At 51.9% G+C, this 23958-nt stretch carries 21 protein-coding genes and 1 riboswitch; of the genes, 11 read left to right on the top strand and 10 right to left on the bottom strand.

The features are described from left to right. Window positions 1–186 precede the first annotated feature (186 nt). Window positions 187–1773, bottom strand: a complete 1587-nt coding sequence (locus NT002_13800) for a hypothetical protein (GenBank protein ID MCX6830334.1) — start codon at window positions 1771–1773, stop codon at window positions 187–189. 341 nt (window positions 1774–2114) lie between these two features. After that, window positions 2115–3230 carry a hypothetical protein gene (locus NT002_13795; GenBank protein ID MCX6830333.1) on the bottom strand — a complete coding sequence of 372 codons (1116 nt, stop codon included), beginning with the start codon at window positions 3228–3230 and terminating at the stop codon, window positions 2115–2117. A gap of 84 nt (window positions 3231–3314) precedes the next feature. Here NT002_13795 and NT002_13790 point away from each other — a divergent pair, with 84 nt between their 5' ends. The 11 genes from NT002_13790 to NT002_13740 all read left to right on the top strand — a co-directional run bounded on the left by NT002_13790 (window position 3315) and on the right by NT002_13740 (window position 13771). Then, the gene (locus NT002_13790) at window positions 3315–3554 is read left to right on the top strand and encodes a hypothetical protein (GenBank protein MCX6830332.1); all 240 of its coding nucleotides are present in this window, start codon (window positions 3315–3317) and stop codon (window positions 3552–3554) included. A gap of 386 nt (window positions 3555–3940) precedes the next feature. Then, window positions 3941–5362 (top strand): tRNA uridine-5-carboxymethylaminomethyl(34) synthesis GTPase MnmE, encoded by a 1422-nt coding sequence (gene mnmE / locus NT002_13785; GenBank protein MCX6830331.1) that lies wholly within the window; start codon window positions 3941–3943, stop codon window positions 5360–5362. Window positions 5363–5374: 12 nt separating this feature from the next. Continuing rightward, entirely contained in the window at window positions 5375–7270 is a 1896-nt protein-coding gene (mnmG, locus tag NT002_13780; protein ID MCX6830330.1) for a tRNA uridine-5-carboxymethylaminomethyl(34) synthesis enzyme MnmG, read from the top strand. Next, window positions 7267–7899 carry a class I SAM-dependent methyltransferase gene (locus NT002_13775; protein ID MCX6830329.1) on the top strand — a complete coding sequence of 211 codons (633 nt, stop codon included), beginning with the start codon at window positions 7267–7269 and terminating at the stop codon, window positions 7897–7899. Before mnmG ends, NT002_13775 begins: the two co-directional genes overlap by 4 nt. A 79-nt stretch (window positions 7900–7978) precedes the next feature. Then, window positions 7979–8737: an AAA family ATPase gene (locus NT002_13770; protein ID MCX6830328.1), complete on the top strand. Its 759-nt coding sequence runs from the start codon at window positions 7979–7981 to the stop codon at window positions 8735–8737. Further along, a complete protein-coding gene (locus NT002_13765) occupies window positions 8734–9582 on the top strand; it encodes a ParB/RepB/Spo0J family partition protein (GenBank protein MCX6830327.1) in 849 nt (282 codons plus the stop codon). The genes NT002_13770 and NT002_13765 overlap by 4 nt, the downstream gene beginning before the upstream one ends. A 4-nt stretch (window positions 9583–9586) precedes the next feature. Next, window positions 9587–10381 (top strand): M23 family metallopeptidase, encoded by a 795-nt coding sequence (locus NT002_13760; GenBank protein ID MCX6830326.1) that lies wholly within the window; start codon window positions 9587–9589, stop codon window positions 10379–10381. 10 nt (window positions 10382–10391) lie between these two features. Next, window positions 10392–10790, top strand: coding sequence for a polymer-forming cytoskeletal protein (locus tag NT002_13755; protein MCX6830325.1), 399 nt, complete (start codon window positions 10392–10394; stop codon window positions 10788–10790). Between the two features lie 233 nt (window positions 10791–11023). Further along, window positions 11024–12025: a MoxR family ATPase gene (locus tag NT002_13750; GenBank protein ID MCX6830324.1), complete on the top strand. Its 1002-nt coding sequence runs from the start codon at window positions 11024–11026 to the stop codon at window positions 12023–12025. Window positions 12026–12187: 162 nt separating this feature from the next. Next, the gene (locus NT002_13745; GenBank protein MCX6830323.1) at window positions 12188–12805 is read left to right on the top strand and encodes a hypothetical protein; all 618 of its coding nucleotides are present in this window, start codon (window positions 12188–12190) and stop codon (window positions 12803–12805) included. Window positions 12806–12880: 75 nt separating this feature from the next. After that, a complete protein-coding gene (locus NT002_13740) occupies window positions 12881–13771 on the top strand; it encodes a DUF58 domain-containing protein (GenBank protein MCX6830322.1) in 891 nt (296 codons plus the stop codon). A gap of 155 nt (window positions 13772–13926) precedes the next feature. On the opposite strand, the gene NT002_13735 is transcribed toward NT002_13740, so the two are convergent. The 8 genes from NT002_13735 to NT002_13700 all read right to left on the bottom strand — a co-directional run. Beyond that, entirely contained in the window at window positions 13927–14142 is a 216-nt protein-coding gene (locus NT002_13735; protein MCX6830321.1) for a hypothetical protein, read from the bottom strand. A 23-nt stretch (window positions 14143–14165) separates the two neighbouring features. Continuing rightward, window positions 14166–14717: an NUDIX hydrolase gene (locus NT002_13730; GenBank protein MCX6830320.1), complete on the bottom strand. Its 552-nt coding sequence runs from the start codon at window positions 14715–14717 to the stop codon at window positions 14166–14168. 1 nt (window position 14718) lies between these two features. Further along, the gene (locus tag NT002_13725) at window positions 14719–15888 is read right to left on the bottom strand and encodes a M24 family metallopeptidase (protein MCX6830319.1); all 1170 of its coding nucleotides are present in this window, start codon (window positions 15886–15888) and stop codon (window positions 14719–14721) included. 240 nt (window positions 15889–16128) lie between these two features. After that, window positions 16129–17217 (bottom strand): hypothetical protein, encoded by a 1089-nt coding sequence (locus NT002_13720; GenBank protein MCX6830318.1) that lies wholly within the window; start codon window positions 17215–17217, stop codon window positions 16129–16131. A 93-nt stretch (window positions 17218–17310) separates the two neighbouring features. Beyond that, window positions 17311–18681 (bottom strand): sodium:solute symporter family protein, encoded by a 1371-nt coding sequence (locus tag NT002_13715; GenBank protein ID MCX6830317.1) that lies wholly within the window; start codon window positions 18679–18681, stop codon window positions 17311–17313. 6 nt (window positions 18682–18687) lie between these two features. After that, complete coding sequence (locus NT002_13710; protein MCX6830316.1) at window positions 18688–21147, bottom strand: TonB-dependent receptor; 2460 nt, start codon at window positions 21145–21147, stop codon at window positions 18688–18690. 74 nt (window positions 21148–21221) lie between these two features. Beyond that, window positions 21222–21317: riboswitch (TPP riboswitch) on the bottom strand. A 179-nt stretch (window positions 21318–21496) separates the two neighbouring features. Continuing rightward, complete coding sequence (locus tag NT002_13705) at window positions 21497–23014, bottom strand: dockerin type I domain-containing protein (protein MCX6830315.1); 1518 nt, start codon at window positions 23012–23014, stop codon at window positions 21497–21499. Between the two features lie 56 nt (window positions 23015–23070). Further along, window positions 23071–23958 (bottom strand): dockerin type I domain-containing protein (locus NT002_13700; GenBank protein MCX6830314.1); only part of this gene is annotated, 888 nt, incomplete at its 5' end.

Raw genomic sequence — 23958 nt, 5'->3', positions numbered from 1 at the left:
CCGATGATCCTCTGGAATGAAAGTCTCCAGCGGCGGCAAAAGCATCATCTCATATCCTAAACGTTCACGTTTTGTTTGCATAAACCTATATAACAAATCCACCCCCTCAAAAAACAAGACTTTTTCAACAGTCCCCTTCGTCTGGGGTTCCGCCCTACTTGACTGGGCTGACAATCGGTGGAGTGTTCAAACAACCGTTACCCGAGCGCCTCCGAGGTCGGTGAAACGTCCTTTTCCCCCACTCCGTTTCGCCGCAATGTAACGATAGCTGACTGCGTGGGATTCGAGGTCTATCAGCCCGAGGAACTGCCCGAAAAAATCCCACTCATCAAGCGCCGAAGCGTCTGGCCGTGATCCGTCGAGTCGGATTGGATACCAGTCGAGGCGCTGCATTTGTGCGTCGACAAACGAAGGCCTCTCAATAGCGCGCAGGAGGTCGATGTACCATGTGCCACCATCCAGCATCCGAAGAGTATCCTGATCGTCCGGACTCACGGTGCGCCGAATTGGTGACATAGTGAAATTCAGCACTGAAGTTGGTCGGTGCGTCCTGAGCAGGTCTCCGCGGATAAGGTTGCTGTGATGTACATCACCACCAATTAGGCATATGAATCGCTTCCGCGTTGTACCACGTCCATCGGCCAAATCCTCGAGGAGACTGAGCATGCGGTTAAAACTCGAAGGAAAGGCCGACCAGAGTTCGGCGTCTGCAAACTCAATGAGGGCCGGCATGAACCGGTCTATGACAACCTCGCTGCCCACGGCACCTGCAAGAGCGCCTACCACAACACCAGGCGGACCGGCGATCAGTCCGCCGACAATACCGCCCACGATGGCCCCGAGGCCGGATGCAGGGTTGCCCTCAATGCTTTCGGCTGCACGGCTCAGCAGATCATGCATTGGGTGGGGGACGAGCACCGGTCCAGGTACTACCAACACAACCTTGCGACTGCGCGTATCTTTTGCGAGCGCGACGTAATCATTCCAGGTTTCATCATCCATCAATAGACGTCTGCCCGTCAACTTTCGTGACATCCGCGTGTCGCCGACGACGAGTCGCGTATCCGCAATGTCGATTGCATATAGCCAGCGCTCTCTCGTCGATCCGCGGACCAGGCGGTCAAAGGTCGACCCAAGTTGGTGGGTCGCGTTGGGAGCCACCGCGGGGTACAGCATCGCCAAGGGCCGCATGCGCGGATCCGTGGGCCAGTGCTTTGGTGAAAGGTTACCTGCGCCCTGGTAGACCCAGTAGGCAAGAAGCCCGTCTGAGATCCTTCGTCGCCAGCCAGGCGTATCCGCTGCACGAACCCAATCCGCCGATATGTTCCAGTCGTCGATGATCTCGTGGTCATCGTAGATCATGAACGAGGGAATGCAGGAGAGTGCCCATCGCACTAGAGGCGTCGCTGTCCACGCCTCGCGATAAATCGCCGCGTACTCATCGAAATTTGTGGGTTTTGGTGGGGTGACACTGTTCCTCGGGCTCGGTGAGCTGATGCATTTTCCACAAACGATGCATTTTGCCGGATTTGACATGGCTGCACTCCCACCGCATTTGAATGCGGAACCAAGGGTTGTCGAGAACGGGCCGTCTCCGTAGATCTGGTCGCCGGTGAACAGAAACAGGCGTGGCCAGCGTTGATGCTCTGCAGCAGCGGTACGCACCATGTCTTCCGCGAAGAGGCGTAATGCGTCCTCTCCCTCAATCACACCTAGCGGATCGCCGGGTGGTATGCCGGCGCGGCATGAACCAAAGCAGATCCGCAACGGCACGATAGCAAACTGCGGTAGTGTGCGAAAGGCACTTGGTAGGTGTGTTCCGGCCAGCTTCGCGTCAGGCCACAGTCGCCGCCGACCCGAACCGTAAACGCAATATAACTCATATCGATACCATGTGTCCGGCAATAGGAATGGGCAGGCAATCCAGGCATAATATCCGCTGTGGATCTGAACTGGTCGTGCCCGAATCACGCTCGTTGCCCCTGTCCCGGTTGAGCCTTCCGGTGCCAGTTCGAATTCGAGCTCGCAATCGCGATCTAGTTCGACCCAAACAACCGCGTTTTGGGTATCGACATAGCGGACCAATGGCCCGCAGCGGAGCAATGGTAACCCGCTCATGGTTGGCTGACCGGCGGAACATCACTGAGCAAACACTCTCCCGCGACCGGCTCGATGTGTGTGCCCATGAATAAGTGCACATCGCGTTTTTTGAACCTCAGTTCCAAGTTAAGGAACTTCTCTATTCGTTCGATGCTTTCCAGATACTTTTTGCTCGCTTTTTCCATGCGCAACGCCTTCTCTGCGATATTTCCGCCGGCCAGAGGCACGTAGATAGCCTTGCCTTGTACCTGCGTGCGAGACCAGACCAATGCGTTCTGTAAATCAGTGCTTCCTGCGCGCTTACCGGCGGCTGTGCCCAATGCATTGAGCATGGCCGGCTGCAATGCGTCGAGATCGCGACGCGCGTACAGGTATCGCAGGTAGCGCTTGGCATAGAACTCAGCGTTCGCGTTGAGGTGCTCGGTGAGCGGCGAAACCGCCTTAATTGTTTTGCGAACTGGCACCTCATCCTGTAAACCGAGCTCGGACGAGGCGATAGAGATGATTCGCGGATCGGCAACCTGACGCTGTATGAAGTCCCCAAGACGGGCGCTCAAGGCTGTTTGCTTGAACCGCGGGTGCATCAGTTCCAACACCAAACCGTGATGGAAGTGGAGGAGGCCTGTCACTACCTCGAAGCGGCGAAAAACCGGAATGAATCGTAGCTGCAATGAACGGTCACGGTATGGATTGACAAATGTCCGCGAAACTGTTCGTTCGAACATGCTGCTTCGACTGGTCGTCGTCTCAGTTACCATTCGGTGGCTCTCTGAACGAGTCACTGATTCAAGTACCTCTTCGACCGCGCCCTGCGCTTCAGCATTGCCCGTACCGGGGCCGCCGTCATCAGAGTCCCCGAGCCACGCTTCGACCGCATCGACAACGAAGTCGACCACGGCCGTCGGTCCGCCGACTACCACATCAACAATGTCGCCCAAAGTCTCCCAAAAGCTACCGAATTTATTGACATACCGGGTTCCAAACGAAATCGTATCCGAAAGATCGAGTCCTTCCCGATCTTTCATCTGCGAAGCAGGTCCGCTCGAAGTCACAACCTCTGACATTTCAATAGCATCCTGTACCAAGCGCATGAAGTCAACCTGTTCGACCTGACGCGTATCGAGAGTCATGGGTTCACCGGGAGCGAGCCCAATTACGCTTCGCACTGGCGCCATGCAGGCCTCCTGCGGGACCCATCGCTGCAGATAGACGAATTGGCAGTAGGGGCGCAGGATAGCCTTCCCGCCTATATCACCGATTCCGACGTCGCCGGGGACGGCCAGTGGGGGGCCCTGCAAAGTCTGATTAATCAGTATGCGACCATCGAGTTTGGTGCAAGGCTTGTACGGACTACAGAATTGTTCTGCCATGGTTTTGCTCCTTTTCTAAGTGTTCAGATATTAATCGATTATCACGGTGTCTCATGCGGGGCTAAAGCCAGCCTCCCATACTAGTTGAAGTCAATCAATTTGCCCGTTTACAGGTGTTACGCCGATAGCTTCAGCATAAGCCACCTGGCCGACTATTATAGTACCCGAAGTCTGTCAATGAAATTTGCAGACGTAATATAAAGGTGTCAAATCTCAAGTCAAGGGCAAAACATAAATATTTGTGGACAGCTGATGACCTGGGGCTATTAGAAAAGTATATTGGTTGACCAGATCTCAATCCTGCCGCAAGGTCGATCTGAGGACCGCCTGTTCACCTGCCTTGATTTGTGGATCGGGAACAAAGAAGGGCGAACACCCGCCAACGGCGGATTCGCCCTTACATAAAGCCAATATTCCATTCTGTCCCGGCATTGACCGGGCGCTTGATTTTGGGGGGCAAAAGGGGTATCATGGGGGCGAAAGTATCGGGAAAGGAAAGAGGTATCAAGTTCTCAAATGAAGATACCATTGCGGCCATAATCACGCCGCCGGGTGAGGGAGGTATCGGCGCGATCCGGATCGCCGGGCCGGAATCATCGTCAATTATATCCAGCATATTCCGCCCCGCCGAGCAATCCGTCACACCGCCTCTCCCCTTCCATCTGTACTATGGTCATATCGTGGACAAGGGCGGCAATGTTATCGATGAGGTGACCATGGTCGAGATGCCGGAGGGGAAATCGTACACCGGGCAGAAACAGGCCGAGATATTCTGTCACGGCGGACAATTTGTACTGCGGCAGATACTGAATCTTGTTTTCGCCCATGGCGCGCGTCCGGCCGAGCCGGGGGAATTCACACGGCGGGCTTTCCTGGCCGGGCGGATTGATCTGGCCCGCGCCGAGGCGGTGGCCGATTTGATTGCCTCAAAGACCGAATATGCTTATGCCGCCGCAAAGAATAATCTTCTGGGGGCGCTTTCGGAGCAGGTCGGACAAATTAGAAACCAGGCGTTGGACCTTCTCTCCGAAATCGAGGCCTCGGTCGATTACCCCGAGGAGGATATCGATACCGCCGACAAAGAGCGGCTGCTCGTTTCACTTGATAAGATTATCGAGGAGATCACCGAGCTGGCGACAACCTACCGCTCGGGGAGAATTATCAAGGAGGGGTACAAGATTGCGATCGCAGGGAGGCCGAACGCGGGGAAATCATCGCTTTTTAATCTTCTTCTCAACCAGAATCGCGCCATTGTGGCGCCGATCCCCGGCACCACGCGTGATTATCTGACCGAATGGATTGACCTTGAGGGTATCGCAGTATCTTTGACCGACACGGCGGGACTTCGCAAGGCGACCGGAATAATCGAAAAGGCCGGGCAGCGGTCGGCGCAGGAGATTATGGCCGGCTCGGATTTGGTGATCTGGATTGTAGATCTGACCAGAAGAAGTTGGGAGCAAGAACTGGAAACTGATTTGAAATCAATATCAAAAACCATTATATTGTTATTATACAATAAGATAGATAAATTGAACAAGGCGCAAAAAGAGAAACTTGAGGTCAAGTTGAAGGAACATTCGGGGGTTGTTTTTTCATGCGTGACCAGGGCCGGTCTGAAAGATTTACGGACTGAACTGGTAAGACGTATCAGCAATCAGATGCCGGATTTGACCGACCGGCTGGTGGTCACCTCGGAGCGGCATAAGAAGAAAATGGAAAATGCCCTGAAATACCTGCGCAAGGCGAAACGGAATATTGGCCGTGACGAATCGCCCGAGCTGGTGGCGTTTGAGCTTCGCCAGGGGATTAATGAGATTGACGAGATCACCGGCAGAGTATATAATGAAGAGATACTGGATCGGATTTTCTCGCGGTTTTGTATAGGGAAATAGCGGTTGTTTAACGTGAAACATTACGATTTTGACATAGTGGTGGTCGGCGGCGGGCATGCCGGAGTGGAAGCGGCGCTGGTCGCCTCACGGATGGGAAAGAAAGTCGGCCTGGTGACGATGGATAGGACCCGTCTGGCTCTGATGTCCTGCAACCCGGCCATTGGCGGGCTGGGGAAATCTCATATAGTCAAGGAGATAGATGCTCTGGGCGGATTGATGGGGAAGGCGATCGATGCCACCGGAATACAGTTCCGCAAGCTCAATTTGTCGCGCGGGGCGGCGGTTTGGTCGACCCGGGCGCAGGCTGACAGGATTGCTTATAACCATTTTGTCTGTCAGTTTGTGGAAGCGGATAGGAATGTCACTGTCATTGAGGCGACCGCTGGTGCGTTCCTGGTGGAAAATGGAAAGGCTGCCGGGATTGAAACCGAGGAGGGAGCGAGGGTTCTGGCCGGGGCGGTGATAGTCTGCTCGGGGACTTTTCTTGGGGGATTAATTCATATCGGGGAGAAACAGACGTTATCGGGGCGCCGGGGCGAGAAGGGAGCCTACAAGCTAAGCGATTCTTTTCGCGCCTTGGGATTTGAGGTGGGGCGTCTCAAGACCGGCACGCCGCCCCGTTTGGATGCCAGAACGATCGATTTTGACCGCTGCCAGGTCCAGCCGGGGGATATTCCAATTCCGTTTTTCTCTTATACCACAAAAGCTTACGATTTTGCACAGATTCCCTGCCATCTGACTTATACGACCGAAAAGACAAAGGAAATCATCTCAAGGAATCTTCATCGCTCGCCGATTTTCTCAGGGCAGATCACATCGCGGGGGCCGAGATACTGCCCCTCGATTGAGGACAAAATCCACCGTTTCAGCGACAAGCCGCGACATCAGATATTTCTCGAACCGGAGGGGAACGGAACGGATGAGATCTACCCCAACGGCTTTTCGACCTCGCTTCCCGAGGAGGTGCAGCGGGAGGCGATTCGATCGGTAATTGGATTGGAGAAAGCTAAAATGACGAAGCCGGGGTATGCGGTCGAATATGATTATTGCCCGGCCTATCAGATTAAAGCTTCGCTGGAGACAAAGTTGGTGAAAGGTCTGTTTTTGGCCGGGCAGATAAATGGGACTTCGGGATATGAAGAGGCGGCCGGTCAGGGAATAATGGCCGGCATAAACGCCGTGCTGAAAATCGAGAAAGAGCCACCGTTTATACTTGACCGGGCCGAGGCTTATCTTGCGGTGATGATTGATGATTTGATAACTCATTCTACGACCGAACCTTACCGCATGTTCACCTCGCGGGCCGAATACCGGCTGGGGATACGTGAGGATAATGCCCGGGACCGGCTGTTTCATCATGCAAAGAAATATCGATTGATCCCGGTTGAAGATTACGAACAGTTTATCGGGCTTCAGGAGGAGACCAAAAAGCATATTGCGATGCTGAAGAAGAGTGTCGTGCCAGTGGCGAAACTGGATGAGTTATCGAAATATTTCGTTCGGCGCGAGAGTGTCGCCCTAGCCGATCTTCTGAGGATCCCCGGTGTAAGGCATCAGGATATATGGCCGTTTATTGAGGTTTTCTCGGGTACCGAGGAGAACAGGAGCGAAATTGCCGAGCGAGCGGCTATTTTTATCCGGTATGAAGGATATATCCGGAAACAGGAGCGGGAAGTTGAGAAATTCCGGAAAATGGAGAATGAATTGATTCCTGCCGATCTTCCCTTTTTGGCTCTATCCGGTCTCCGGAGCGAGGCCAAAGAGAAATTCAATCGTTTCCGGCCCACATCGCTGGGACAGGCCGGGCGGATAGAGGGGGTCACCAGCGGGGACTTGGCAGCCCTGTCAATTCATGTAAGAAAATACTATCTTCAGCAAGGGAAAGCCGGTTTGGGGGAACATAGTTGAATTCCGATATCTCAAAGAACATTCCGCATTTTTCATCGCAAGTCATATTCAGTAAATACGATACATCCGGCAGGCTGTCCGCCTATCTTCAAGATATTCTGGCTTACAACAAGAAAGTCAACCTTGTTTCACGTGAAACATCCTACGATGATCTGGTTCGAATAGCGGCCGACTGCCTGGTTCCTTTCGAGCTTATAGCGGCCCCAATGGGGAAGATATTTGATATAGGCGCCGGGGCAGGATTTCCCTCACTGGTACTATTGCTAGGTTTCTCCGGGCTGGAGGGGGTTATTTTCGAAAGAACCGGGAAAAAGGCGCTTTTTCTGGAAAGCATGGTCAGAGGATACGATCTGAATGCCGAGATAATTTCCGGCGATTTCCTTACCGTTTCGGGAGATCTTCCCTCGGAATCCTTTGACTATGGTTTTATGAAATACGTGCATCTGGATAAGAAAATTCTCTCCACCGCTCTTCTTCTTCTGAAGCATTCCGGTTGTTTTATTTATTATTCCCGCTCTGATTTTCTTTCGGCGGAAATGTCCGAGGGAATTGTGGTTCGGGCACTTCCATACTATCTTGATGACCAAAAACAAGTTCACACAATTTCTATCTTTTCTACCGAGCCATAAGATTTCTCTTGCACATTTAATCTGAACATCTTAATCTGCCGGGGTATAACTAATAACCAAACGTTTTGCTGAGGTGATAGTGGCACGAATCATGGCTGTGGCCAATCAGAAGGGTGGGGTCGGGAAAACCACGACCGCGGTTAATCTTTCTTCCTGTCTGGCGGTGGCGGAGAAAAAGACTTTGCTCATCGATTTCGATCCCCAGGCGAACACCACCTCCGGAGTGGGGCTGGACAAAGCAAAATTGGAATCGGCGGTCTATGATGTCCTTGTTGGTCGGAAGCGGCTGCTCGACGTGATAATGCCGACCGACTTGTCCTTTTTGAATGTGGCACCGTCATCGATCGCCCTGGTGGGGGCCGAGGTGGAGATGGTGGCGATGATGTCGCGAGAGAGAATTCTGGCCGCGGCTTTAAAAGAGGTAATTCCGCTGTACGATTATATCATCATTGACTGTCCACCCTCGCTGGGACTTCTCACGGTCAACGCCCTGACCGCGGCGCACTCGGTGATTATCCCGATTCAGTGCGAGTACTATGCCCTGGAGGGCCTGGGGCAGCTTCTGCACACCATACAGCTGGTGCAGAAGAATCTCAATCCGGCGCTGGAGATCGAGGGGGTGCTTCTGACCATGTTCGACGGGCGTCTCAATCTTTCACGTCAGGTGGCCGATGAGGCGCGCCGGTTTTTCAGCGGCCGGGTGTACAGTACGGTCATCAATCGCAACGTGCGGCTCTCCGAGGCGCCCAGTTTCGGCAAGCCGATCATCTTGTATGATATACTTTCAACAGGAGCGGAAAACTATATGGCTTTGACCAAGGAGGTGTTGAGCCGATGAGCGGAAAAGTTGTCCTGGGGCGGGGATTGGAAGCATTAATCCCGACTCAGACCGATAGTACAGTCCAGAGCGGCGTTTTCCGGAATGTCCCCCTCGATATGATTATCCCCAATCCGATGCAGCCGCGGCGGAAGTTCGAGGAGACCTCACTGCAGGAACTGGCCGAATCGTTCAAGAGCCAGGGGGTGCTGCAACCGATAATTGTCAAAAAGAACGATAACGGATATATTCTGATCGCGGGCGAGCGGCGTTACCGGGCGGCCCGCCTGGCCGGGCTGGAAAATATTCCGGCGATTATTGCCGAGGAAAAAGACGAATCGGACATGCTGCAGATGGCGCTGGTGGAGAATCTTCAGCGCGAGGATCTCAATCCTCTGGATGCGGCGGAAGGGTTCCGGAAATTGATGGATGATGCCGGCCTGACTCAGAACCAGCTTGGCTCCAAGGTCGGCAAGAGCCGCTCCGCGGTGGCCAACAGTTTGCGGCTTCTGGATCTGCCGGAAAATATTAAAGAGATGATCCGCGCCGGCAAATTGACCGAGGGGCATGCCCGGGCCATTCTTTCGATTGATGACGATCTGGCGCGGGTGCGTCTGGCCGAGAGGATTGTTACCGAAAATCTTTCGGTACGCCTGGCCGAGGACACGGCGCGGGGAGTCAAGAAAAGAAAACTGGTTCCCAGAAGAAAGCTTCCGATCCTCGTGGAGACCGAAAATTACCTGAAGCAGCTGCTGGGAACGGCGGTCAAGATCACCCCCGGATTGAAACGCGGGAGGATCGAGATCGATTATTACGGTGATGAAGACCTGGAAAGAATACTGGAACTATTCCGGAAGATAGATTGAGGCCATGGGACAGGTAAAGTACTATAACCTGATGATTGTATCGGACGGAGTGGCGACGCCGTTCGGATTTCGTATCAAGGCCTCGGTATTGAAAGCGGCGCTGGCGGCTCTGATTGTTCTGCTGCTACTGCTCCTTGTCTTTTTTATCAACTACGGCCGGATTCTGGTGCGCGCCTCCAAAACGGAACGTCTGGAGAAGGAGAATGAATCGCTGCGTCTCTATAAGTACAAACTGGGACTTCTGGAGGCGAACATGAAGGAGACCCGGGCCGTGGTTGACAGGATCGCCAAGATCGCCGGCGTCGATATCGAACTGCCGGAACTTCCGCCCGACTCGATCCTGTTTGCGACTATTGAGGGGCAGTCATCGGAGGCGCTGATGCACGGTGATTCACTGACTGACGGCCGCCCGCACGGTTTGCCGCTCAAAGGATTTATGACCCGCGGTTACAGCGATGATTCCGCCGACTATCATTCCGGGATCGATATCGCCGCGGCGATCGGCACGCCGGTTCTGGCGACGGCGACCGGAAACGTGGTCTTTGCCGGGTACGATTCCACTTACGGCCTGACCGTGATCATCGAGCATGCCGACAATATTTCTTCATTATACGGTCATAACAGTGAGCTTCTGGCGAGACCCGGAGACAATGTGCAGACGGGAACCCGCATTGCACTATCGGGCAATACCGGGCGCTCCACGGCGCCGCATTTGCACTATGAAATCAGGGAACTTGGAAAATCAATCAACCCTTTAAAATATATTACGGACGATGAAATATCCAACAAACAAAACTGAGGGTGGGATAATGAACACCATTATCGGCAAAGATGCCGTGTTCACCGGCACACTGGATGTGAAAGGGGCGGTACGTATCGATGGTACCATTAAGGGAAAAGTGATCTGCTCGGACACGGTCACGGTCGGTACCGGCGGGTATGTTGAAGCCGATATCGAAGCGGCGGCGGCGGTGGTGGCCGGAAAAATCAGCGGCAATCTGCATGCCACCGAACGGGTCGAGCTTCAGGCCAAATCCGATGTCGAAGGCGACATCAAGACCAAATCACTGGTGGTGGAGCAGGGTGCGCTTTTCTGCGGCGCCTGCCGGATGAAAGAGGGAAAATCGGAGTTGAGTTTTCTCCCACCTCGTGAAGAAGAAGAGACGATTCTGCTCAGAGACAGAATTAAGGATGATTCCCGCAAGTAGAGACGCGGCCGGAAATTAACAGGGTGTGGATAATTTCGCCGAATTGTGGATATGCCCACAACTTTATATAGGACAATTCATTGTCGGCGAATTATAAAGCCCGAAATGATGAGTTTTTCCACAACTTTCGGATTTGAATAGACTTAGAGATTCGCCGGTTACGATTCGTTTCCCGGCCCATTTATTGAGATTAATAGCAGCAGGTGTAAAGAGACCTTGGAGGAATATAGGGAATGGTAGAAAATAGGAGTGATCTTCAAGCAGTCGAGCAACTTAATGACGCTCATGATAAAATAAGGGAGGAGATTAAGAAGGTAATAATAGGCCAGGATAAAGTAATTGAACAACTTATGATAGCCCTGCTGTCCGCGGGGCATTGTCTTCTGGTGGGTGTCCCCGGGCTGGCCAAGACCCTCCTTATCTCGACTTTGGCCAATATCCTGGATCTGAAATTCAACCGGATTCAGTTTACGCCCGATTTGATGCCATCGGATATTACCGGCACGGAGATTATTGAGGAAGACAAAGTATCCGGCCAGCGTTCGTTCAGATATGTCAAGGGACCTGTCTTTGCGAATGCCATTCTGGCAGACGAGATAAATAGAACCCCGCCAAAGACTCAGGCGGCATTGCTGCAAGCCATGCAGGAACATGAAGTTACAGCGGCGGGGCATACTTTCAAACTGGATGAGCCATTTTTTGTGCTGGCGACTCAGAATCCGATTGAGCAGGAGGGAACCTATCCTTTGCCCGAGGCCCAGCTGGATCGATTCATGTTTAATGTATATGTTGATTACCCTTCGGAGTCGGAAGAGCATATGATAGTCAAGACGACAACAGTGACAGCCAAGCACAGTCTCAATAAAATATTGAATGCCGGCGAGATAATTAATCTTCAGCAATTGGTTCGCCGGGTGCCGGTTTCGGATCATCTGATACAATATGCGGTTGCTATTTCGCGCGCCACCCGCCCCAATGATGATCACGCCCCGGATTATATCAAAAATTGGGTCTCCTGGGGGGCCGGGCCGAGAGCCTCACAGTATATGATTCTGGCCGCCAAAACCCGCGCCATTCTCGACGGCCGCCCGACACCGGGGCCGGAGGATGTCCGTTTTGCGGCGCTTCCGGTACTGCGGCACCGGATTGTCACCTCGTTCAATGCCGAAGCGGATGGAGTTGGTACGCCGCAGATAGTGCAAAAGTTATTGGAAACCGTCAAGGTACAGGGGTAAACCAATTATTTTGTCATTGTGCTATATGATATATACCGTGCTTGCACCGTATTTCGGGCGATTGTCGAAATAATGATGCGAGTTCGAACAGAATCAATATCAGGGAGCGTGGAGTGGCATTAACAGGGACAGAATAGTAACCTATGGAGGGTATAATTAGAAATGGCTATGTGGAATAACTTCAATCTTACCATGCTTCCCCCTAACGGGAAACTGTTTGTGGGATTGTTCACGGCACTAATGCTGGCGGTGTTTCTCTGGGCGGGGACACTGGCAACGATCGAATCGGGAATATTCGGCAATGAAGAAGATCAGCAGGCAGCAGTACAGGCTTATGATTATCAGTCGGATATGGAAACGATTATGGCCGACTCCGAGGCGGTGACCGCACCCAACTGGGCCGACTCGGGGCAAGAGGAACCGATCGATCAGAATGATCTGGCCGATTTCACACCCGCACAACAGCCCAAATCGACCTGGGAGACATTTGTCGAGAATTTTAAACTGTCTCATGTGCATCTGAATGGCCATACGGCGTTGTTCTTTGCGCTCGGGGTCGTATTCTTTTTCTCGACCGTGCCGGATAAAACAAAGAAATTGCTGTACCTTGTATTTGGAATATCGATTCTAATACACGCCATTGGGTTGGCCGGATTGGATTCATGTATCTATGGCAAGATACTGGTTTATGTGGGCGGAGCCCCGCTTCTGGCCTCGATATTGTTCATGGTTTACAGGATATTCGGGGATTTGAGAAAGAGGGAAGGCACCAAGCAATAGAGAAGTTGTCGGGTTTCTCATCCCGTCTGCGACAGGATATCGGAACCCGACCTATAGAATAGAATAATAATGGAAATGCCATACCGCAAATACCTTGACCCGGAGATGGTCGGGAAACTGAAAGGGATGGAACTTCGCGCCCGGATGGTGGTGGAGGGGTTTATCGCCGGGCTGCATAAGTCGCCATACCACGGTTTCTCGGTCGAGTTTGCCGAACACCGGCAGTACATGCCGGGGGATAATATCCGCGATATCGACTGGAAAGTGTTCGCCAAATCGGACAGGTACTATATCAAGCAGTACGAAGAGGAAACCAATCTCAAAGGGTATATTCTGCTCGACTGCTCGGCCTCGATGGGGTATTCCTCGGGCGGGGCGGTGAAGCTCGATTACGCCGCGATGCTTTCGGCGGCGCTGTCGTTTTTGATGCTTAAACAGCGCGATGCGGTGGGGCTGGTGACGTTCGATGAGAAGATACGGCGGTATGTCCCGCCGCGAAGCAAAAGCGGCCACCTGCACGTGCTTTTGCAGGAACTGGCCAATCAGAAAGCCTCGGATAAGACCGATGTGGCGGCGGCGCTGCATGAAATGGCCGAGCGGATCAACCGTCGCGGGCTGATTATTATCCTGTCCGATCTTCTCGATGAGCCGGAGAAAATCATCTCGGGGCTGAAACATTTCCGTCATAAGAAGCATGAGGTTATTCTGTTTCATGTTCTCGACCCGCGCGAGCGCGATTTTGCTTTTCCCTCGGAGGCGATTTTTAAGGACCTGGAGACCGGCGAGGAGATAACGACCCTTCCCTGGCAGATAAAGAAGCATTTTGCGCGGATGTCGAAAGAGTATTCCGAGAAGATTGCCGCTGCATGCCGCGAGAGCCGGATCGATTACCATTTGATAGACACAACGGTGCCGTTCGATTATGCTCTCTATGCCTTTCTGGCCAAGAGAGAGAAATTGTACTGAGTTATCATAGTTGTATTGATCCTTAGTAGGTCAGGTCTCTTGCAGACCTGACACAATAATGTCAGGAGCGTAAAGCTCCTGACCTACCAAAACCACTACCACCGGCACCATCCTTCCTAATTGTTATTCAAGGAACCAATAGAATATCAATTGCATCAATATTCCGGCGCCGAAAAATATATCGCCCCAGATGAACAGTTTGAATCCGGCCCGGTATAGAGGTCGCGGCATTTCCAGAATTTTAACAGACGGCCGGTGCCCACGCCGGTAATACCCGGATGATCCGGCACCCGGTACCATAACGACCACAAAAGCAGGATAATTCCGGTCATCCGTGAAAGAAACCCGATAAGAATTACTATTATACGCATAAGACCCCCGATATTTAATTATTCTAAAGAAATTTGAGCACCTCATCATGCAGGCGGGCGCGATAGTGCAGGCCGCCCGATTCCATCGTGGCGATTATTTTCTTGAAATTGTCGAATTCCGACAGATCGGCCAGTTTCGCCTCACGGATTTCTCCGATATCAACCGGGGCGATTTTGCCGGAGACGTGGCGGGCGGTAAAAACATGGCTTTCCCAGGGGATCAGTTTGGTACCGAAAGAGAAAGAGACATTGACCTGAAGGATATATTTCAATAGCTCCATCTTGACACCGGTTTCCTCGTAGACTTCGCGTTCCACCCCTTCAAGGAAATCCTCGTGCGGTTTCAGCCCCCCCGAGGGGGCGCGATACAAGCCCGGCGGGTAGTGATGCTTGGAGTTGACAATGACCTTATTTCCCTTGAAGATATAAAGGGTAATGTCATGGCATCGTCCATACGATTGAGTTGAGCGGATAAAATCATATTCCCGCGCATCGACCGGAGCGATCATCTTGATAACCGGCGGATAGCCGTACTTATCGGCTACCTCTCTGATCATGTGCGGCGTAAAATACATATCAGGCCAACAGCGGAATGATTTCCTTTTGCGTTGGAAGTGTCGTAATCTCCGGGCCGGATTCGGTCAGCATGACATCGATTTCGCTGCGCATACCGAATTCGGGAAGGTATATCCCCGGCTCGACGGAAAACAGATGGCCGGGGAGAAGCCGCCGCCGGTCCTCGGTTTCGAGATTATCGATATTCGGGCCGGGGCCATGGCACGATTCCAGTATGGAATGCCCGGTGCGGTGGAAGAAATAATCGCCGTAACCGGCATCGGCAATAACTTTGCGGCAGGCATCATCGACATCATAGCCAAAAACAGGTGTCGGGAATTTCTCTTTAATATACTGCACGGCCCGGTCGCGCGCGGCGGTGAGAACGGCAAAGACACTGGCATATTTCTCCGGCACCGACTCGCCGGCATACGCCATCCAGGTGATATCGGCGAAAACAGAATGCGGTTCGTTCAATTTTGCCCAGAGATCGATGATAACGAGATTGCCGCGAACGATAGGGGCAGAGTTTTCGGCGGGCGGCTCGTAATGGGCGTTACTGATATTGGCATCAATAGCGGAAATCGGCGAAAAATCGGTGACCAGGTTCTCCTCGGCGAATCGTTTTATGATGAAATCGACGACCATTCTCTCATTTATATAGACCCCGCCGGCGAGATGGCTGCGGATATGCGCGAATGCCTCATCCTTGATTTTGTTGATAAGGAAAGCAGCCCTTTTATGAGTGGCAACCTGCTCGGCGGTCATCCGGGCCTGGAAATAAGAAACCAGATCGGCCGAGGAGACGATCTCGATACCAAGGGCGCGGATCATTTCGATTGTGCCGGCATCGACCAGCCCGATATAGGGAAGCCTTCCGTTGGGGGAGTACTCCATGGCAACCCGGCGGCGGTTCTTGAGCAGCTTTTCCAGTTCGGATTCGAGAAGTTTGTAGGCGGAGAAAGTGATATGTTTTCCGGGGACGTGGCGAAATTTATCTTTCTCGATATTATGGAGCAGGGCGGTCGGCTCGCCGGAGGCGGGGATGAAGTAGAAAAATCTCCGGGTGAGATGCGCCGGGAGGGAGAGGAATTCGATGGCGACGCTGTTGCGGGAGTGGAAATCGGCCATCAGCCAGCCATCGAGTTTTTCTTTTTGAAGGTATTCCTGGATTTTGGGTAGGTCAAACATAATTTTTAGCCTTTCTTTTCGGGCAATTACGGAAGAAGAGGAATAAAATTCAAGGGGAAAATAGGTGAGGAGAATTTGGCAGGATCGAACGCCTTCTGCGGGGATTGTTCGTTTCATTATATATTTGTCGAAACCCCGCTCATTCCGCCGCAGGCGGAATTCGGGGGAATTTCGACCTATGAGACTTCTGACGTTTATTTACGTGACCTACTGCTGTCATGGCAGGCTTTAATGATCCGATTAATAGATCCTAACTCCGGATGACTCGACTCTAATCGGATCTCCTTTGTCATCTCGAAGCATCCTTAATGAATCAGGTAGAATAATCCGGCGGATCTGTACGCCGGTATTTTGGGGGGTGCAATCGGAGAGACCCTTCTCGGCAGCATCTTTATAATAAATGGTTTTATTATCGCCAAATTGCATCCGCACGCCTGTTTTGGGAATTTGGATCATTAAATGTGAACTGGGTTTGAATTGCTGTCGCCACAAAATCCCATGGACGGATGCTTTGGTACAAGTATCCGATATAAATTTTGCGATTATCTTATATGAACGGCCTAATTCAAGGAAACCCGACCATAGAGTGTCGCCATTGACAAAATTCATTCCGCGGTCGGCATGCATTATGGCCGTGTCGGGAATTCCGGTATTTTCATCGGGCAAAGAGGCCGCGCGGAAATGAAAGACGACTTCGAAGGGCTCGTTCAATTGCTGAATTGTATCCGCATCAAGATTGCATTCCACGACGAATGGCATTCCATGCGGGCTTTTGTCTTTCTCTTTGTTTGAATATGCCGTTTTTTGAGAAGATGGAGGCTCTCTGTCAACTGTTATGTTATCCGGGACGGCCACGGGCTTGGGAATAGGTACCATTAGGATCAGGCCGGATGATTTGCCTCCGACAGAGCGCCTTGGTATATTACTGCCGGCGCTTTGCTCCCCATCGGGACATAACGCTTCCTGGGCTATTAAATGTCCATCAATCCGGAAATTGCACTTATATTTTAGAACAAATTCCGCAGCAAGGACTAATGGCTCATTGCGATTCAAATATCCCGTCCAAAGAGTATCACCGCTCAGATATGTCAGGCATTGTGAATGATAAATAAAAGCCGTATCTGGGATTCCTTTCAAGTGATAAAGCTCACACTGGGGGACGAAAGTGAACGTAACTCTGAATGGCACATTGGGTTCGGGTTTGGGCGGCATATCAATTTTGCTGTCGCAAATCAGCCATGCTTCCGGCAGTGACGTATAACCATGGGCGGCCGGAGGAAAGCCCGATAAAGTAATTGTAACAAACAACATTTTTATTAATCGTGACATAATATTATTCCACATTGTTGAAATCTGACGAATGCAATCCCTTTATCAATCACAAATATAGATATTTCTTTTCTCCTGTCAAGCAGGAATAGCTTACTTTTTTATTCTGCCGAATATATATATCACTATCGAAATAGCCAGGCCGGGGAAAATCGGCTCGATCCCGTACCAGTATGCACCATCGGCTGTCCAGTACCGAGACAGCAACCAGATAAGCGAGGCACCGCCGCCAAGAAGCACGGAAAGAAAGGCGGCCCGAGGTTTCATCTTGCGCTTTCCGTTAAGTGCAAAGAACAGCGGCAATAGGAGCGCCGGTGTCCCGACCGAACCGAAATCATGCCAGATATCGACTATCGACTTGAAATAAAGCGCGGCGCTGAGTGCAATAACAGCCGAAACTATCAATCCCATCCGGGTATAGTGCGTGATTCTTTCCTCCGGCACGCGGAATATCCGCCAGACAATATCGCGCCCGAAAGTTGTGGCAGTAATAAAGAAATAGGAATCGACCGTAGAATGCACCGTGGTAAGGAGCGAGAGGGCAAATATCCCCATGACGCCGGGCGGGAGCATTTTTCCGGCCAGCGCAATATACGAAGATGCGGGATCCTCGAGCTGCGGCATAATCGCGCGGACATACAACCCGCAGGAAGTGGTCAGGAAATCGAAAATCATCCAGCAGAGAATCGAAACGAATATTCCATTGCGGGCCACTTTTGAGTCTTTGGCGGCGTAACATCGGGAATAAAAGGCCGGTTCGACCAGAGTCTGCAGGGCGATTACATACCAGATGGCGATATACCATCCGGAATTGCCGCCGTGCCAGGTGAGATGGGCGGCCGGGACGCCGTTGCGTATGAATTCAAGGCCGCCGTATTGTGTCACCAGCAGAATGAACATGACAATGAAACCGACATACATAAGGACAAACTGAAGAATATCGGTGCGCACGACCGAGCGAAACCCGCCCACATAGATATAGAAAATAGAGAAAGTCGTTCCCAGTACCGCCCCCAGCCAGAACGGCCAGCCGAAAAGGTACTGAAACAGCACCGCCAGCATCAGGATATAGGCGCCGGGGATGGTCATCAGAAAGAGAACAAACGAACCGGCCACGGCAGTGGATCGCCCGTAGACCGCGTGAAGCGTGTCGGGGATAGTCAGCACTTCGGCTTCGCGCGCCCTTTTAGCCAGGAAGAGCGCAAAAAGGATAGCGGCCAGATAGTACGGCACGCCGAACACCAGCCAGTTGGCCAATCCGTAACGATAGGTGAACTCGCCGACGCCTAAGATTCCACCATACCAGGTCGAGACCAGCGAGGCGACAAAGGCGGGCAGGGTCAGCGCCCGGCCGCCGAGGATGAAATCAACCGCCGATGGAGTGCCTTTTGTCCGGCGCATAAATCCCAGGTAGGCCAGGCTGGCCAGATAGAGCGCGACAATGCCATAATCAATCAGGTGCAATATTTTCTACTCCAGCTCCCATTTTAACTGAATAAAGAAGTTTCGTTCGGCGGCCGGAAAATATTCGCCGTACCATTGGCCCGAATCTTCGTAAGCATAACCGCTCAACTCATATTTCTCATTGAACAGGTTATCGACCCGCGCGGATAGCGCGAAACGCCCGAAACCTGCGATATCGCCCAGTGAGTAGGTTGCGGAGATTCCGGCAACCATGTATGGTGCAATTGAGAGGTCTCTTAGCTTCCCATTCTCGACATACTGCCGTCCGATAGCCCGCTGACGGTAAGTTACTCTCCAGTTACTCTTCTTATAGTCCAGCAAAAGATTGGCGATATATTCCGGAAAACCGGGCGTGGGGTTGCCGGAGTAATCTATCGAGAAGACTCTACCGGCGTCGGTTGTATCATAAACCAGATATTTTTTAAGGCGGTTATAGCTGTAGGAAGCATTACCGGATACGGTCAGAGACTTCAACAGATTATAACTCCCATTGAATTCAACACCGGAATGTACGGAGCGGTCGGCATTGCCAAGACGCGGGCGACCGTTTTCATTAAGTCCGCCTTCAGGGATAATTTCTTTTCGGAATTCCATCCAGTAAAGATTAAGCCCGGCGCGGAGTTTTTCGCTTCTAAAATTACCGCCAAGTTCGAAATCGTAGAGCCGTTCCGGTTTGATAGTGGGGTCACCGAAAATGAAAGTGGTATCGTGCGAGGGTGATATTTCCAGTCGCCTGATTTCCAGGGCCGGCTGGGACCAGGGGTCTTCGGCATCATAGATGGTGACATCCTCCGGCTCGCGCGAGGAGGCGGCAAAACTGAAGAACAAGTCAACTTTGTCCGAGGGTAAATAGGTCAGGCCGGCGCGGGGCGAGACAAACAGCCAGTGCAGGTTGTACTGGTATCCGTGCAGCGCGCCAATTCTATTCTGGTCGAAGTCATAATTGAGATATTTCAATTGGATGTCGCCCATGAGGCGGATTTTCTGCGCCGGATAATAGTATTCATGCAGATAAAGCGAGGCGAGATATTTCTTGCCGAAATACTGATAGTACCGATGTTCGGGATTGACTGCATTCGATAGTCCCTCCGCCCAGATGACTCTTCCCCAGTGGTCGGAATTGAAATAATAGAATGAGCCGCCCAGAGAAAGGGAGCCTTTTTGATGATCCCAATCGAGGCGCGGGTTCCAGCCGTACTGGCTCTTGCTCACCCATTTCTGGCGAATCAAATCGCCGGAAACGGCGGAATCGACCGTGGCCGACGGGGGGATATCATACTCGTAATAGTCGCGATCCGCTTTGTACTGCTCATAGTATCCCCGGCCAGTGATATAATACAGAGTATTGCGGAGAGTAAGGCGGTCGTTCAGGCGATAGACATTATGCAGTTCATAATGCGGCTGGTTGAAATTGTCGGTTTCGTCGGGGTAGGTCAGCCAGTTGGCCCGGCGATTGTTTATTTCGGTGGCGCGGTCGATGCCGTAGTAGGCGAGGTGCATTTTCATCGGGACGCCGTAGATTTTAACCGAGGTGGTCATTTTCGGGTCGAGGCGATCGATCGAAAAATAGTATGCCCAACCATCATACCAGGAATTTTCCCGGTATCCGCCGGAGTACTGTTTGGAATATCTTCCGGTCAGGTTCCAGCGGCCATCCAGAAGACCCGAGGCGTACTCCACCGACTGCTTGCGCATCTGGGAAATGAAATCGTTTCCGGCATAGAACCCGCCCCAGCCGGAAGTGACGGTCACCCGCCGGGGGCGCTCGAGTCCGCCCGAGGCGATATTGACCGACCCGCCGAAGGAGGCATCACCATAGAGAGAGTTGCCGATTCCGCGCTGCACCTGAATATCGGTGACATCGGCTGCAAAATCGGGGATATCGACAAAATATGTAGCCTGGTCCTCGGGGTCGTTAAGCGGGATGCCGTTGATATAGACCGAAATCCGTTTGTCATCGAAGCCGCGGATCTTAAGATAGCTGTAACCCAAACCGCCGCCGGCATCGGCATAGGCATAGAGATTGGGGGTGCTTTCCAACAGAAGCGGAAACTCGGAGATGGTATAATCGCGTTTGATATCCTCGTTGGTGAAATCGGAATAGGCGATCGGGGTCAACCCGGCCACCGCCCGTTCCGCGGTAACCCGGATATTCTGAGATGGATAGACCGCCGACTGCAGAGTTACATTTATCGGGGCGGCGCTTTCCGCTTTTACTTTCACCATAACCGGCTGAAAACTGATATGGCTGAAAGTTAGATAAGACGGCGCCGGTGTGCCGGATATCAGTACAAAGCGGCCATCGCGATCGGTGACAGTATTCAGAGAGGAGATATCGGTCAGGACATTGACCCCCTCGACCGGTTGGCCGCCGGAATCAACAATGCGCCCTTTCAATTCGGCGGCACCGGTAAAATTTGCACCGAGTGTCAGGCAGAGGATGAGGCATCCGATGATTTTTTTCATAACAGGCTCCTTGGCAATTAGCCACAAAAAATCCGCCGGTCAGGCCGACGGAGGCGGAATATCCATAAGAGTCTGCTCTTGTTATCCCGTTTCCCTACGCCGGTATTGTCCGGATCAGGTCGAGGGGGTATATTCTCAGGCGGTCAGGTACGCCACCCCCAACGGAAATATTTTATTTTATATAATCTACACCGGTATCATTCCGAAAAGCAAGCTCTTTTTTTCAAAAAAATAAGCGGGATCGCTGCAGAAAGGAGTTTTCTCTATGCGGGACAATAAGGTAAAGACAGATAATAGAAGGGCGGCCGCATGGCTGCCCTTTTGTCATCTTCGCATGATCAGTGATTTCTCAGAATGGGCACTCCGGATTCGGCCCACTCTTATAGAGGTTATTAATCAGGTAAGTAACATCCCTTATATTTACAATGGTGTCGCTGTTGACATCAGCGGCCTGGTAAACCAGCGGCGGCGGGCCGCTCTTATAGAGAAAATTGATTAAAAAGGTTACATCTCTGATATTGACAATATTATCGTTGTTGCCATCCCCGCAGAGAAAGACTCCGAGCGTCAGAACCACGTCTATCTGATGCTCTTGATTCATCATCACAACCGTATCGATCGTCTCATACCCCGGCCGCGAGAAAGTAATCATCTGCGAACCGCCATCAACCAGCGGAATCGAATAGTTGCCCGCCGTGTCGGTCGTGTCACTCTTCCCGCCTGGAACGGCCGTAACGATCGTCCCGGCCGGGTAGGGGTTGCCGTCACCCAGACCGACATGTCCGCTCAAGGTGAAATAGTTGGCGACGGTTACGGTCATGGAATCGATGGCACTGTTCCAGGAGCGATCGCTGGCTTTGACCCGAACCAGATACTGGCCATTATGAAAATTGGCCGTTTGCCAGGCAGCTTGAGAATCTGAGGTTTCCGTTATGGTATCGCCATCGGTATTGGTAAGCGTAAAATAGAAGTCCTGTCTGTCAAAGCCGTCAAAATAAGTGTTGCATATACCGTCATCCTTAAAGATGACAGAGACGAACGATGGCATATCGTCATAAGTACCAAAGGCCTGGCTGAAGCGGACCGAATTTGTCCAGGGAATCGAGGAGTCCCCGCTGATACTGTATTCAAGACTATACGGTATCGCTTTCCATATATACCAGTTGTGGTAGTCATACGCCCGGCAGATAATATCCACGTCGCCACTGAGTGCCGCGCCTTCCTCGAAATAGTTGCTGGTTTCATTGGCACAGAAGGCGAGCAATTGACTATTGTAGGCGGTCTCAAGAACCGGAGGAAAGGTGTCATTGACATTATCGATTTCATCCAGGGGATTGCCGATAAATTCCCAATCATTATAATGGCTGGCCCAATGCGCCGCATCACCGTAAAAATTAATTTTCGAAAGATGCAAGTGCACAATTATTCTGGCGTCGTTCCAATCGGTGACAACTCCAAGCGAATCACCGACTTCGACCCATTGCCCGACCGTAACCGCGATGGAATATTGATAAATATGCGCATACATCCAGGCGTCGCAGGGCTGGGTTCCGGAGGAGTCCCCAATCAAAATCCGCCAATAATAAGGCGCATACGTTGGGTTCCCTGCCTGGGTGGTCAGAACAGCCTTGACATAACCGGGCTGAATGGCATATACCGGTGTTGGGAAGGGAACGTCTATATCAGCGCCAGAATGCATGTAAGGCGGGTAGCTTTGGTCTTCCGGGCCTGTCCATACTCCATATAATCCTGAGACCTGATGATAGGTGCTGTCGGGCCAGACCGGCCAGGGATGAGCGTTCACGGAAGCCGCCAGCATGGTCATAGCTGACAGCAGCAACAGCAGTTTCATGAGTTTTCGCGACATTTTGACTCCTTTTCTCATTCAATTAATCAGTTAAGGGGATTCAATTCACCCATATTTCATGGGCAATCCGGATTCGGACCATTCTTATAAAGGTAATTAATCAGATAAGTCACATCCCTTATATTTGCAATGCTGTCGCTGTTGACATCAAGCGCCCGGTAAACCAGCGGCGGTGGACCACTCTTGTAGAGAAAATTGATTAAAAAGGTTATATCCCTGATATTGACAATGTTATCGTTGTTGGCGTCACCGCAGAGATAGTTTCCGATGGCCAGAACCACATCTATCTGCCGCGCTTGGTTCATCATCACCACCGTATCGATCGTCTCATACCCCGGCCGCGAGAAAGTAATCATCTGCGAACCGCCATCAACCAGCGGAATCGAATAGTTGCCCGCCGTGTCGGTCGTGTCACTCTTCCCGCCTGGAACGACCGTAACGATTGTCCCGGCCGGGTAGGGATTCCCGTCACCCAGGCCGACATGTCCGCTCAAGGTGAAATAGTTGGCGACGGTTACGGTCATGGAATCGACGGCACTGTTCCAGGAGCGATCGCTGGCTTTGACCCGAACCACATACTGGCCATTATGAAAATTGGCTGTCTGCCAGGCAGCTTGAGAATCTGAGATTTCCGTTATGGTATCGCCATCGGTATTGGTGAGTACAAAATAGAAGGCCTGTTCATCATTCGGAATGTGATTGAAAGTGTTGCATATAGCGTCATCCTTATAGATAACATAATCATACATCGCATAATCGTCATAAGTACCAAAGGCCTGGCTGAAGCGGACCGAATTTGTCCAGGGAATCGAGGAGTCCCCGCTGATACTGTATTCTAGACTATATGGAATATTTTTCCAGGAATCCCAGTTGTGGTTGTCGTACGCCCTGCTGATAATATCCACGTCGCCGCTGAGTGCAACGCCCTCCTCGAAATAGTTACT

Source organism: Candidatus Zixiibacteriota bacterium, from assembly GCA_026397505.1.
Lineage (GTDB): Bacteria > Zixibacteria > MSB-5A5 > GN15 > PGXB01 > JAPLUR01.
The sequence above is the reverse complement of the archived record's forward strand: the minus strand, read 5'-3'. Positions and strand labels throughout refer to the sequence as shown.